This window comes from Hydrogenophaga sp., assembly GCF_014773545.1.
Lineage (GTDB): Bacteria > Pseudomonadota > Gammaproteobacteria > Burkholderiales > Burkholderiaceae_C > Hydrogenophaga.
On sequence record NZ_SDDV01000005.1, the window covers coordinates 1 to 13,122 of the forward strand.

Below are 13,122 nucleotides of genomic sequence, written 5' to 3' on the forward strand. Positions count from 1 at the left end.
GCTTCGATTGTAGGCAGGCCAGCGTGGTGGTGGTGGTGGCGCGCTGCTCATCCCGCACAATCGCGCCATGTCCGATGCAAACCCCATGCCGCCCACCTTGTTGCTGGTCGACGGCTCCAGCTACCTGTACCGTGCTTTTCATGCCATGCCCGATTTGCGCGCACGCCCGGGTGACCCCGGCAGCGCGGCCACCGGCGCCATTCGTGGCATGGTCAACATGCTGCGCAGCTTGCAGGCCGAGGTGCCGGCCGAGTTCGTCGCCTGCGTGTTCGATGCCCCGGGACCGACTTTTCGGGATGCGCTGTACCCGGCCTATAAAGCCCAGCGCAGCCCCATGCCAGACGATTTGCGCGCGCAGATAGAGCCCATCCACGAACTGGTGCGGCTGCTGGGCTGGAGCGTGCTGAATGTACCGGGTGTCGAGGCCGACGACGTAATTGGCACGCTGGCGCAAATCGCTGCGCGCCAGGGCCTGCAGGTGATCGTCGCCAGCGGCGACAAAGACCTGGCGCAACTGGTCGATCCGCACATCACCATCATCGACACCATGAGCGGCAGGCGGCGCGACCAAGCCGGTGTGCTGACCGAATTTGGCGTGCCCGCGCACCTGATGCTGGACTATCAGACGCTGGTGGGCGACCCGGTGGACAACGTGCCGGGGGTGAACAAAGTGGGGCCCAAGACGGCGGCCAAGTGGCTGACCGAATACGGCTCACTGGAAGGCGTGCTGGCGCATATCGATCAGATCAAGGGGGCGGCAGGCGAGAGTCTGCGCCAGGCGCGCGACTGGCTGCCGACCGGGCGACAGTTGCTGCGCATCAAGACCGACTGCGATCTGAGCGCCTGGGTCAGTGGCCTGCCAGCGCTTGATGCGCTGCGCCAGGCAGAGCCCCAGTGGGATGTCTTGCGCGCTTTTTACGAAAAATATGGCTTCAAAAGCCTGTTGCAATCGGTCAGCGCACACACCCGTGTGCCCACCGAATCTGCGCCTGACCAGGCCGCTGCTGCGCCAGCCGCCCACACGGTCTCGATTGCGTGCCACATCATCTTGAGCTGGCCCGACTTTGACGCCTGGCTTGCGCGCATAGAGGCGGCCGATCTGGTGGCGTTGGACACCGAGACCAGCTCGCTGGATGAAATGCAGGCCGAACTGGTGGGCATTTCGTTTTGCGTGCAAGCCGCTGCGGCGGCCTACCTGCCGCTGACCCACTGCGGCCCCGACGCACCCGAGCAACTGCCGCTGGCGCAGGTGCTGGAGAGGCTCAAACCCTGGCTGGAAAACCCGGCACGGCACAAGCTGGGCCAGCACGTCAAATACGACCGCCACGTATTCGCCAACCACGGCATAGAGGTGCGCGGCTACTTGCACGACACCCTATTGCAGAGCTACGTGCTCGAAGCCCAGCAGCCGCACAACCTGTCCAGCCTGGCCAAGCGGCACCTGGGGCGCGACGGCATTCAATACCAAGACCTGTGCGGCAAGGGCGCGCACCAGATTCCATTTGCGCAGGTCGACGTGGGGCGTGCAGCGGCTTATTCGTGCGAAGACAGCGAGCAAACGCTGGCGCTGCACCAGGTGCTGTGGCCGCGCTTGCAGGCCGATGCGCCGCTGCGTTTTGTTTACGAGCTGGAAATCGCTTGCAGCGAGGTGCTCTACCGGATCGAACGCAACGGCGTGCTGATCGACGCGCCCACGCTGGCGCAACAGAGCCACGAGCTGGGCCAGCGCATCGTGGCGCTGGAGCAAGAAGCCTACGCCCTGGCCGGACAGCCGTTCAACCTGTCCTCGCCCAAGCAATTGGGCGAAATTTTCTTTGACCGGCTGGGCCTGCCGGTGATCAAGAAAACCGCCACCGGCGCGCGCAGCACCGACGAAGAGGTGCTGGAAAAACTGGCCGAAGACTACCCGCTGCCAGGCAAAATTTTGCAGCACCGCAGCCTGTCCAAACTCAAGGGCACGTACACCGACAAACTCAGCGCGCTGACGCACCCGCGCAGCGGTCGGGTGCACACCCACTACGCGCAGGCGGTGGCCGTGACCGGGCGGCTGAGCAGCAACGACCCGAATCTGCAAAACATTCCGATCCGCACCGCCGAAGGCCGGCGCGTGCGCGAAGCCTTCGTGGCCCCAGCGGGCCGCGTGATCGCCAGCGCCGATTACTCGCAGATCGAGCTGCGCATCATGGCCCACATCAGCGCCGACGCCGCCTTGCTGCGCGCCTTCCAGAGCGGGCAGGACGTGCACCGCGCCACCGCCGCCGAGGTGTTCGGACTGGAGCCGCAGCAAGTCAGCACCGAGCAGCGGCGCTACGCCAAAGTGATCAACTTTGGCCTGATCTACGGCATGAGCAGCTACGGTCTGGCCAAGGCGCTGGCCATAGACGCGACGGCGGCGAAGAATTACATTGCGCGCTATTTCGAACGTTTTGCCGGCGTCAAGCGCTATATGGACGAGATCCGCGCCCAGGCCAAGGCGCAGGGCTACGTGCAAACCGTGTTCGGCCGGCGCTTATACCTGCCGGAAATCAACAGCCCGAACGGCCCGCGCCGCGCAGCGGCCGAACGCGCCGCCATCAACGCACCGATGCAGGGCACGGCGGCCGACCTGATCAAACTCAGCATGGTGGCGGTGCAACAGGCGCTGGATGCGCAGCAGCCCGAGATCAAGATGATCATGCAGGTGCACGACGAGTTGGTGTTCGAGCTGCCGCAGGCGCAGGTGGCGTGGCTGAAAACCGAGATTCCGCGCCTGATGGCAGGCGTGGCCTCGCTGCGGGTGCCGCTGCTGGCCGAGGTGGGCGTGGGGCCGAACTGGGAACAGGCGCACTGAGCTTGATCAGGAAAACACAATGTGTCAGCCAGATAAGCACGTCACTTTACATAATACACATCGTAGACTTTTCCAACGGTAATGCCGACGCTTCTGACGGTTCGCATCAGGCCCACGAACCAGTCAGCGTGTCGTCGATGATCTTGCCAATTCGCGGTCTTCCAGCTCGGCTTTGATGGCTTCGGGCGTGGCGCCGGCAAAGAAGTATTCGTCGTTTGGGTCTTTCAGACGGGCCTCAATCTCGGCGCGGCGGGCGGTGAAGGTGTCGGATATGTATTTGAGGAAGATGAGGCCGAGCACCAGGTGCTTGTATTCGGCGGCGTCTACATTGGCGCGCAGCTTGTCGGCCGTGGCCCACAGGGTTTTCTGGATGTCTTCGAGCATGCGGCTTGGTTTCTGTTCTCAGCTGTCTGCGGCGCCTGGCGCCGTGGCTGCGCGGCCGCCGTTGTCTTGGGGAGCGAGTTGCACGGACCAATGACCGCCAGGCTCTTGCTGGGCAACCAACAAGTCGTAGGTCTTGATCATGTCGAGCAATCCGGAATGCCCATAGGTCTGAGGGGAAAACGCGGGGTCTGTGCGCTTGAGGTAGGAGCCGAGCGCACTCACCGTCACCTTGCCTTCAGGTGTGTCGGCTGCCAGCATGTTGACGGCTTCTACGACAAACTTCGGACGCAACTTGGCAGCGGGTTTTGCTGCCTCGGCTTTGGCCACGGGTGCCTTGGACACGGCCTTTTCAGGCGCCGCAGCTGCAACAGCAACAGGCACGGGTTTTTGCCACTCAAAAAACTGGTCACTGGCGTTTCGAAGCGCATCGGGCGTCTTGGCCTCGCCGACGATGTGCACCGTTGCTCCACGCTCGCGCAGCTTGCGGCACAGGTAGGCGAAGTCGGAATCGCTGGTGACCAGGCAGAAGGTGTCGGCACGGTCGTCAAAAAGCGCCTCAACAGCGTCCAGCGCAAGAGCGATGTCCGAAGTGTTCTTGCCCGAGGCGTACTGGTATTGCAGGCAGGGGGTGAACGCTTGGCGTACCAGCGCCTCTTGCCACTTGTTGGCCAAGGTGGTGTGGTTCCCATACCCACGCCGCAGCACCACGCGGCCGAACTGAGCAACCACGCGCAAGGCGTATTCGAGAATTTCGGGTGATGTGTTGTCGCAGTCCACCAAGACCGCGACGCGCTTTTCGGCGTCTGCGCTATTGTTCATTCGGGCGTCCTCCTACTGGATGGGATCATACGAGTGCGCACGCCCTGCCCTGCGGGCCGAGGACGGCATTTGCCCAGGTCATCAGCTGGGCTGTATCAAAACCGGGAGGGACGCATGTCGGCTGTTAATTTTTGCCTGAAATCAACGTGATAGCTCTGATTTATAAAACCAAAATCACCAAAATCACGGTGACCCCGCAGTTTCCGTATCCAGTCCCTGATGCTGCCAATAACGGCGCTGCGCCTGCCGCTGGCAATGCATGGCCTCGGGGGCGGCGCTGCGCCAGGTGGCGGCCCCGCAGTCGGGCGTGTTGACCCAGCGGATGCCGCGCTGGCGGTAGCGCGCCAGCACCTCAGGTGCCGGGTGATTGAAACGGTTGCGAAAACCCGACTGCACGATCACCCACTGCGGCTGCAAGGTGTTGAGCAGCACCGGGCTGCTGGAGGTGCGGCTGCCGTGGTGCGGCGCCAGCATCAGCGTGGCGCGCAGCTCGGGCCGCGCCAGGGCGAGCCGGGTTTCTTGCTGCGCATAAATGTCACCGCTGAGCCAGGCGCTGTGCTGTGCATTGCTCACGCGCAGCACGCAAGACATGGCGTTGCTGCGCAGCAGGCCCGTGCCGTCAGGCCCATAGTGGTAAGCCTGTGGGTGCAGCAGCTCGAAGTCGACGCCGTCCCAGCGCCAGCGCTGCCCGGCCTGGCAGCGCTGCGCCGGGTCGGCGTCGAAGGACGACAACCAGCGCGCTTGCGGCAGTTCGGCGCGCAGCGCGGCCATGCCGCCCGCGTGGTCGCTGTCGCGGTGGCTGACCAGCACCAGGTCGGGCCGCTCGCCCAGGGCGCGCAGCAGAGGTACGATGACGCGTTGACCGGCGTCACTCTCGGGGCTAAAGCGCGGCCCGGTGTCGTACAGCAAGCTGTGCTGAGCGGTGCGCAGCAGCACCGCACTGCCCTGCCCGACGTCGATGGCCAACACCTCAAACTCACCCGGCGCCGGGCGCGCTGGCGCCCACAGCAGCACCGGCCACAGCAGCAGCAGCCCGGCCGAGCGCAGCGCCCACGGCAGGCGCAGCACCAGCAGCACACCACCCAGGACGGCGCCCAGTGCCAGCGGCCAGGGCGGGATCGGTCGCCAGACCGTGGCCCAAGGCCAGTGCGCCATCCAGGCCAGCACTGCACTCATGGCTTGCAGCACCAGCGCAGCGGCGTCCCACAGCGGTGCAAACAAAACGCCCAGCAAACCCAGCGGCGTAATCAGCAGCGTGACCAGCGGTACGGCAAACAAATTGGCCAGCAAGCCGACCAGCGAGAACTGGCCAAACAGCAGCAGCGTCAGGGGAGCCAGCGCCACCGTCATGACCGCTTGCGTATGCAACAGCGCGCGGGCGGCATGCCAGGCGCGCAGGATGAGTGGGACGCCGAGTGAGGCTGAAGCGTGCGCCCAACGCTGGCCGGCGTCGCTGGCAAACAAAATGCCAACGGCGACGAAGCTGAGCCAGAAACCGGGCTGCAACAGCGCCCAGGGGTCGAGCAGCAGCACCGCTGCCATGGCAAGCAGCCACACCAGCGGCCAGGGCCAGTGGCGCACCGACAAGCGCAGCGCCACCACCACCGCCAGCATGATGACGGTGCGCTGCGCCGGCACGCCCCAGCCAGAAAACAAGGCATAAGCGGCGGCCAGAGCCAGCCCACCCAGGGCGCCCGCCAGCGGCACCGGCAGCGCCAGCAGCGCCTGCGGCCAGACGAAGGCGAGCCGGCGCCAGAGCGCGCCGATCAGCAAGCTGGCAAACCAGGCGAACATGGTGACGTGCAGGCCGGAAATGCTCATCAGATGCGCCACGCCGGTGTCACGAAACAGCTCCCAGTCGGCGCGCTCGATGGCCGACTGATCGCCCACCACCAGCGCGGCGAGTACGCCCGCGCTGCGCACCTCGGCCACCCGGGCCTCGATCCGATCGGCCACCTGTTGGCGCGCCTGCTGCAAGGGGTGCCAGCCGCTGGCGCCCAAATGCTGCGGGGCCGCACTGCGCGGGCCCAGCCGCACGTAGCCGCTGGCGCCAATGCCCTGCTCCCACAGCCAGCGCTCGCGGTCAAAGCCGTGCGGGTTGGCGTTGCCGTGCGGACTGCGCAAGCGCACGCTCAGGCGCCAGCGATCCCCTGCCACCAGCTTGGGGCGCGCCGGCGTGGCGGCCGCATCAAAGCGGCCACTGTGGTACCAGTTCAGTTGCAGCCGCTGCGGCAGCGGCACGGCGGCGCCGTCCAGGAAAGCCGATTCGACTCGAAAAATAAAGCGCTCACCGAGTGCACCGCGCTGCGGCAGTGATGCAATGCGGCCGATCACCAGCACGTCTTGTCCCTGCAACTGGGGTTGGAGCGCCTGCGCCGCAAAGTGGGCGGCGCGCGCGCCGGTCAGGCCAAAACCGCTCAGCGCGCCCGCCAACAGCGCCACAGCCACGAGCAGCGCATGACCAGCGGGGCCAGCGGGCAGACAGCAGCGCCAGCGGCTCAGTTGAGCTGCCGCTGCCAGCAGCAACCCGAGCGCCAGCAAAGCCAGGTACACACCGCGCGGCCACAACGCGGGCTGATACAGTTGCAAGCCCAGGCCAAGCACCCAGGCCAGCAACACGACCACGCCCGCGTGCCTCATGTTCAAGTCGCCGCCGCCGCCAGAGCGGACGCTGGATGGGGCAGCGGGTAGAGGGTCTGCGTCGGCAAAAAAAGCAGGGAATTCATTGCGATCCATCTGCACCAGATGGGTCATTATCGGCAACGGGCGGCAGCAAAATTTTTACCGCCTTGGCTGTCGATAAAATATCTTGTCGTTTTATCTGGAGCCACAGGTGAGCATTTACCAACAACTGTCCGCATTCGGCATCGATCTCCCACCCGTGGCCGTACCGGCGGCGGCCTATGTACCGTTCGTGCAAAGTGGAAAGCTGATTTTTCTCAGCGGCCACATTGCCAAAAAAGACGGCAAGCCCTGGGTCGGTCAGCTGGGTTCGAGCATGAATACCGACGAGGGCAAGCAAGCCGCGCGTTCGATTGCGATTGACTTGCTGGGCACGCTCGACGCCGCCTGCCGCGCCGCAGGCAAGACGCTCGACGATGTGCGTCGCATCGTCAAGGTCATGAGCCTGGTCAACTCGACGCCGCAGTACACCGAGCAACACCTGGTGACCAACGGCTGCAGCGAACTGCTGGCTCAGGTGTTTGGCCACGCCGGCGCGCATGCCCGCAGCGCCTTTGGCGTGGCGCAGATTCCGCTGGGCGCCTGCGTCGAAATCGAATTGATTGCCGAGCTGGCTTGACCGTGCTGCAAACTCGTTTCACTTGAGACAAATCGGGCTGGGGCGAAGCACGCGGCCGCTGTGCGCCAACCCGAGGTCATAAAAGCAAAGACAATCCTCATGAACACCTCAAAGAACTATCAAGCCGATTTGCAAACCAAGCTGCGCAGCGCTGAACAGGTGGCCGCCACCGTCCACAGCGGGCAGCGGCTGGACTATGGTTTTGCACTGTGTGAACCCGACGCCTTCGACGCTGCGCTGGCGGCGCGCAAGAGCGAGTTGCGCGAGGTCGTGATTCGCGGCGCGCTCAGCCTGCGGCCACGCCAGGTGGTCGAGCAAGACCCGCTGCAACAGCACTTCATCAACGAAAACTGGCATTTTTCCGGCTATGACCGCAAAAAAGGCGAGCAAGGGCTGGTGAGCTACATCCCGTTCAATTTCGGCGAGGGGCCATCGATTTACCGCCGCTTGCTCGAAGTCGATCTGCTGGTGCTCAAGACCGCGCCCATGGACAGCCACGGCTTCTTCAATTTCGGCGTCAGCAACACCTACACGCGCGCCATTTGCGATGTGGCCAAGCGCATCGTGGTGGAAACCTGCAGCAGTGTGCCGGTTTGTTATGGGGTGGAAAATGTGGTTCACATCAGCGAGGTGGACGCCGTCATTGAAGGGGGTCACGCCGCGCTGCCCGAGTTACCCGGCGCCCCCATCACCGACCTCGACCTGCAGGTGGCCGACTACATCGTGCACGAAATCGGCGACGGCATTTGCCTGCAAGTCGGCGTTGGCGGCATGCCGAACGCGGTTTGTTCGGCCATTGCGCAGTCCAAACTGCACGATCTGGGCATTCACACCGAAATGTTCGTCGACGGCATGGTCGATCTGATCGAGGCCGGCAAGGTCTCCGGGCGGCACAAGCAAACACACCCGGGCAAGATCGTTTTCACCTTTGCGGTGGGCACCCAGCGCACTTACGACTTCCTGCACCAAAACGAAGCCTGCCTGTCGCTGCCGGTCGATCAGACCAATCTGCCGCACAAAATCGCAGAAAACCACAACGTGGTCTCGATCAACAACTGCATCCAGATCGACCTGAGCGGCCAGGTGGCGTCCGAGAGCTCGGGCTATCGGCACATCTCGGGCACCGGCGGGCAGTTGCAATTCGTTCGCGGCGCCTTCATGTCGCCGGGTGGCAAGTCCTTCATGTGCATGTCGTCGCGCTACATGAAGGGCGCCAGCCCGGCCTCGCGCATCGTCCTCGGGCTCGAGTCCGGCACGGTGGTGACCACGCCGCGCACCGACGTCATGCACGTGGTCACCGAGTACGGCCTGGCCAACCTCAAAGGCAAGAGCATCTCCGAACGCGCGCGCGCCCTGATCGCCATTGCGCACCCGGATGAGCGCGACGCCTTGTATGAAGCCGCGCGCCAGGCGGGCTTGCTTGGACGGCGTTTCCTGTGAAGGGTCTTTCTCTGGCGGGCGGCCCTGGAAACCGCTGGCTTCGCCATGGCTCTGCCTTTGCCAAACTGGCCTTCTGGCTGGCGCTGGCGCTGGTCTTGCTGCTGTGCTTGCTGCCCGGCCAGTGGCTGCCGCCGCAGGCTTTCAGCGTGTGGGACAAGGCCCAGCATACACTGACCTTTGCTGCGCTCACCGGACTCGGCTTATGGGCCTACCCTGTCGAGTGGCGCTGGCGGCTGATGGCAGGCTTGTTGTCGTTCGGTGCCGCGATTGAACTGCTGCAAGCGGCCAGCGGCTGGCGCCACGGGGACGGGCTAGACCTGCTGGCCAATGCGCTCGGTATAGTGGCGGCGGGTGCGCTCGCATCAATCCTGCGTTGCCCCCCGCGCTGAATTTGACTTTCACCACAAGCACCGTTACCCTGCCGCCATGAAAAGACTCCTATCTGCATTTTTCTTCGGTGCTGCACTGACGGTGGCGCAGGCAGCACCCGGCGACTCGACCGGCCCGGCGTTTGAAAACATGGACGCGCTGCTGGTCGAAAAAGGCCTGATCACCCGTCTGGGCGAGCAACTCCAGAAGGCACAAAATTCGGTCACCGAAAGGGCGTCGCGCCTGGTGTACAACGCCATGGGCTTTATCGGCGTGCCGTACCGCTTTGGCGGCAACAGCGCCGAAACCGGGTTTGATTGCAGCGGCTTTGTGCGTGCGGTGTTTGCCGAATCGCTAGGCAAAATGCTGCCGCGCCGCGCCGCTCAGCAAGCCGCCGCCACCCAGGTGATAGACCGCAGCGAACTGCGGCCCGGCGACCTGGTGTTTTTCAACACCCTGCGCCGCACCTTCAGCCACGTCGGCATCTACATTGGTGACAACAAGTTCATCCACTCGCCCCGGGCCGGCGCCAGCATCCGGATCGAGAACATGGACGTGCGTTACTGGAACACCCGTTTCGACGGCGCACGCCGGGTGGCCTTGCTCGAGCATCCGCAACAGACTGCAGCCGCGGCGCTGACCTATTGATCCGGCCCGTGAAGAAACGCAGCGGGGTGCCTAGGCCCCGGCACGCCCAAGCGGCTCAGGATTTGCGCGCTGGCGGCAAGTCGGTGCAACTGCCGTGCGCCGCTTCAGCCGCCATGCCTATGCTCTCGCCCAGCGTCGGGTGCGGGTGAATGGTTTTGCCGATGTCGATGGCGTCGGCCCCCATCTCGATCGCCAGCGCGATCTCGCCTATCATGTCGCCCGCGTGCGTGCCGACGATGCCACCGCCCAGAATTTTGCCGTGCCCGTGCGCCTCGGGCGAGTCGTCGAACAGCAGCTTGGTAAAGCCCTCGTCGCGGCCGTTGGCGATCGCACGGCCCGATGCGCTCCAAGGGAAAAGACCCTTTTTGACCTTGATGCCCTGCGCCTTGGCCTGGTCTTCGGTCAGACCCACCCAGGCCACTTCGGGGTCGGTGTAGGCCACGCTGGGAATGACGCGGGCGTTGAAGGCGGTCGCCGCCAGCGCCTTGTTGCCCAGCAATTCACCGGCAATCACCTCGGCCGCCACGTGCGCTTCGTGCACCGCCTTGTGTGCCAGCATCGGCTGGCCGACGATGTCGCCAATGGCAAAGATGTGCGGCACGTTGCTGCGCATCTGGGTGTCAACAGGTATGAAGCCACGCTCGGTCACCGTCACGCCGGCCTTGTCGGCGGCTATTTTGTTGCCGTTCGGCGTGCGGCCCACGGCCTGCAGCACCAGGTCGTAGCTGCCTTCGCTTGGGCTGCCGTCCAAACCCTCGAACTGCACCCGGATGCCGTGTGCCGTGGCTTGCGCGCCCACCGTCTTGGTCTTGAGCATGATGTGGTCGAAGCGGCCCTGGTTCATTTTTTCCCAGACCTTGACCAAATCGCGGTCGGCCCCTGGCATCAGGCCATCCGTCATCTCGACCACGTCCAGGCGCGCGCCCAGCGCGCTGTACACGGTGCCCATTTCCAGACCGATGATGCCGCCACCTACGATCAACATCTTCTTGGGCACGCCCTGCAGCGCCAGCGCGCCGGTGCTGTCCTGTACGCGCGGATCGTCGGGCATGAAGGGCAGGCGCAGCGCCTGCGAGCCGGCGGCGATGATGCAGCGCTTGAATACCAGCACCTGCTTGCTGCCGGTTTTTTCCTGTCCGCTGCCGCTGGTCTGCTCCACCTCGATCTGGTGCGGGCCGATGAAAACGCCGTAACCGCGCACGATGCCAAGCTTGCGCATCTTGGCCATCGCGGCCAGACCGCCGGTGAGTTTGCCAATCACCTTTTCCTTATGGGTGCGCAGCTTGTCGAGACTGATCGAGGGCTGGCCAAACTCGACGCCGAGTTCGCTCAGGTGGCTGATCTCGTCCATCACGGCGGCGACGTGCAACAGCGCTTTGGACGGGATGCAACCCACATTCAGGCAAACGCCGCCGAGCTGCGCATAGCGTTCGACGATGACGACCTTGAGGCCGAGATCGGCGGCGCGGAAGGCGGCCGAGTAGCCGCCCGGGCCAGCACCCAGCACCAGCAGGTCGCAGTCGATGTCGGCGCTGCCACCGAAAGAGGTAGGGGCTGTTGTCGCGACAGGCGCAACAACATCCGTTCGGGCTGAGCCTGTCGAAGCCCCGGCCGAGGTGTTGGTGAGCCCTTCGACAGGCTCAGGGCGAACGGGAACCGGGGTCGCAGCAGAACTTGCCCCTTGCGCTTGCAGCGTCAACACAACACTGCCCTGCTTGACCTTATCGCCCAATTTGACCTTGAGCGCCTGCACCACACCGGCTTGTGGCGAGGGAATTTCCATCGAAGCCTTGTCGGACTCCACGGTGATGAGCGACTGCTCGACTTTGACGGAGTCGCCGGGTTTGACCAGCAGCTCGATTACAGCCACTTCGTCGAAGTCGCCGATGTCTGGAATGTGAATGTCTATCAGTGCCATTTTTTTTGATCCGGTAAGGGTGAGACTTGCGCCGTCTGTGGCTCAAAGCAAGAGGCGACGAAAGTCGCTCAGCATCTGGCCCAGGTAGACATTGAAGCGCGCTGCGGCGGCACCGTCGATGACGCGGTGGTCCCAGGTCAGCGACAGCGGCAGCAGCAGACGCGGCGCAAACGCCTGGCCGTCCCAGACCGGCTCGATCCGGCTTTTGCACACGCCCAGAATGGCAAGCTCGGGCGCGTTGATGATGGGGGTGAAATAACGCCCCCCAATGCCGCCCAGGCTGGAGATGGTGAACCCGGCACCGCTCATCTCGGCCGGACTGAGCTTGCCCTCGCGCGCCTTTTTCGCCAGTTCTGACATTTCCTGGCTGATTTGCAGCACGCCTTTTTGGTCGGCGTTTTTCAGCACCGGCACCACCAGGCCATGCGGCGTGTCAGCCGCAAAGCCTATGTGTATGTACTGCTTGTAGATCAGCGCGTCGCCGTCCAGGGAGCTGTTGAAGTCGGGAAACTTCTTCAGCGCAGCCACGCAGGCCTTGATCAGCAAGGCCAGCATGGTGATCTTGATGCCGCTTTTTTCGTGCTCTTTGTTGGTGGCCACGCGAAACGCTTCGAGTTCGGTGATGTCGGCGTCGTCAAAGTTGGTGACAGCGGGAATCATTACCGCGTTGCGCAACAGGTTGGCGGCGGCGATTTTCTTGATGCGGCTCAGCTCTTTGCGTTCGATCGGACCGAACTTGGCGAAATCGACCTTGGGCCAGGGAATCAGGCCCAGTTCGGCGCCGCCCGCACCCGGTGTGGGCGCGGCTTTGGCTGTCTGCGCCTGGGTTTGCACCGCACCGGCCATGACGCACTGGGTAAAGCCTTGCACGTCCAGCAGCGTGATGCGGCCTTTGGGCCCGCTGCCCTTGACCTCGGCCAGCGGCACACCCAGTTCGCGCGCAAACTTGCGCACCGACGGCGACGCGTGCGGCAGACCGAGCGCCAGCGCCGTCGGCTGGTGCGCAGTGGCGACCATTGCTACCGGCGCAGGGGGGGCTGCAGCCGCCAGCGGCGCAGGGAGGGCTGCAGCCGCCAGCGGCGCTGCGACAGCCGCCGCTGGCAGGATCGATTCGAGCGGCGCTGGCGCAGCCGGCAAGGCGGCCGCCGTCTCCAGCAGCAATATCACCGATCCCTGCTTGACCTTGTCGCCCAGCGCCAGGCGCAACTCCTGCACCACGCCAGACTGGCTGGAGGGAATTTCCATCGAAGCCTTGTCGGATTCGACCGTGATGAGCGACTGCTCGGCGCGCACCGTGTCGCCGGGTTTGACCAGCAGCTCGATCACCGTCACTTCGTCTAAGTCACCGATGTCCGGCAGTTTGATTTCTACGATTGCCATGGGGGTCTTTCGGTTGGCTTGCTCGCCGCAGCG

The 13,122-nt window shown here is 64.2% G+C and carries 9 protein-coding genes and 1 pseudogene; 5 read left to right on the forward strand and 5 right to left on the reverse strand.

Going from position 1 to position 13,122, the window contains the following annotated elements:
- Window positions 1-67: 67 nt before the first annotated feature.
- On the forward strand, window positions 68-2,830 hold the full coding sequence (polA, locus tag EST26_RS04850; protein ID WP_291065765.1) for a DNA polymerase I: 2,763 nt from the start codon (window positions 68-70) through the stop codon (window positions 2,828-2,830).
- A 150-nt stretch (window positions 2,831-2,980) separates the two neighbouring features.
- On the opposite strand, the pseudogene EST26_RS04855 reads toward polA, so the two are convergent.
- The 3 genes and pseudogenes from EST26_RS04855 to EST26_RS04865 all read right to left on the reverse strand — a co-directional run.
- Window positions 2,981-3,214, reverse strand: a pseudogene (locus EST26_RS04855) (type I restriction-modification system subunit M N-terminal domain-containing protein); the annotation flags it as partial.
- A gap of 18 nt (window positions 3,215-3,232) precedes the next feature.
- Entirely contained in the window at window positions 3,233-4,033 is an 801-nt protein-coding gene (locus EST26_RS04860; protein WP_291065766.1) for an NYN domain-containing protein, read from the reverse strand.
- A gap of 183 nt (window positions 4,034-4,216) precedes the next feature.
- Window positions 4,217-6,787 (reverse strand): DNA internalization-related competence protein ComEC/Rec2, encoded by a 2,571-nt coding sequence (locus EST26_RS04865; RefSeq protein WP_291065767.1) that lies wholly within the window; start codon window positions 6,785-6,787, stop codon window positions 4,217-4,219.
- A 79-nt stretch (window positions 6,788-6,866) separates the two neighbouring features.
- Between EST26_RS04865 and EST26_RS04870 the strand changes: the two genes are divergently transcribed.
- The 4 genes from EST26_RS04870 (at window position 6,867) to EST26_RS04885 (ending at window position 9,791) form a co-directional block, all read left to right on the forward strand.
- On the forward strand, window positions 6,867-7,334 hold the full coding sequence (locus EST26_RS04870; protein ID WP_291065768.1) for a RidA family protein: 468 nt from the start codon (window positions 6,867-6,869) through the stop codon (window positions 7,332-7,334).
- A gap of 99 nt (window positions 7,335-7,433) precedes the next feature.
- Window positions 7,434-8,774, forward strand: coding sequence for an acetyl-CoA hydrolase/transferase C-terminal domain-containing protein (locus EST26_RS04875; protein ID WP_291065769.1), 1,341 nt, complete (start codon window positions 7,434-7,436; stop codon window positions 8,772-8,774).
- Window positions 8,771-9,163 carry a VanZ family protein gene (locus EST26_RS04880; protein WP_291065770.1) on the forward strand — a complete coding sequence of 131 codons (393 nt, stop codon included), beginning with the start codon at window positions 8,771-8,773 and terminating at the stop codon, window positions 9,161-9,163. Before EST26_RS04875 ends, EST26_RS04880 begins: the two co-directional genes overlap by 4 nt.
- A gap of 130 nt (window positions 9,164-9,293) precedes the next feature.
- Window positions 9,294-9,791, forward strand: coding sequence for a C40 family peptidase (locus EST26_RS04885; RefSeq protein ID WP_291066062.1), 498 nt, complete (start codon window positions 9,294-9,296; stop codon window positions 9,789-9,791).
- A gap of 55 nt (window positions 9,792-9,846) precedes the next feature.
- On the opposite strand, the gene lpdA is transcribed toward EST26_RS04885, so the two are convergent.
- A complete protein-coding gene (gene lpdA, locus EST26_RS04890) occupies window positions 9,847-11,709 on the reverse strand; it encodes a dihydrolipoyl dehydrogenase (protein WP_291065771.1) in 1,863 nt (620 codons plus the stop codon).
- A 42-nt stretch (window positions 11,710-11,751) separates the two neighbouring features.
- Window positions 11,752-13,089 (reverse strand): dihydrolipoyllysine-residue acetyltransferase, encoded by a 1,338-nt coding sequence (gene aceF, locus EST26_RS04895; protein ID WP_291065772.1) that lies wholly within the window; start codon window positions 13,087-13,089, stop codon window positions 11,752-11,754.
- Window positions 13,090-13,122: the final 33 nt, after the last annotated feature.

Excerpts from the sequence above, each read along its gene's own strand:
- EST26_RS04875 (WP_291065769.1), top strand. The coding sequence starts at position 7,434 with ATGAACACCTCAAAGAACTATCAAGCCGATTTGCAAACCAAGCTGCGC.
- polA (WP_291065765.1), top strand. The coding sequence starts at position 68 with ATGTCCGATGCAAACCCCATGCCGCCCACCTTGTTGCTGGTCGACGGC.
- lpdA (WP_291065771.1), bottom strand. The coding sequence starts at position 11,709 with ATGGCACTGATAGACATTCACATTCCAGACATCGGCGACTTCGACGAA.
- aceF (WP_291065772.1), bottom strand. The coding sequence starts at position 13,089 with ATGGCAATCGTAGAAATCAAACTGCCGGACATCGGTGACTTAGACGAA.
- EST26_RS04865 (WP_291065767.1), bottom strand. The coding sequence starts at position 6,787 with ATGACCCATCTGGTGCAGATGGATCGCAATGAATTCCCTGCTTTTTTT.
- EST26_RS04860 (WP_291065766.1), bottom strand. The coding sequence starts at position 4,033 with ATGAACAATAGCGCAGACGCCGAAAAGCGCGTCGCGGTCTTGGTGGAC.
- EST26_RS04885 (WP_291066062.1), top strand. The coding sequence starts at position 9,294 with ATGGACGCGCTGCTGGTCGAAAAAGGCCTGATCACCCGTCTGGGCGAG.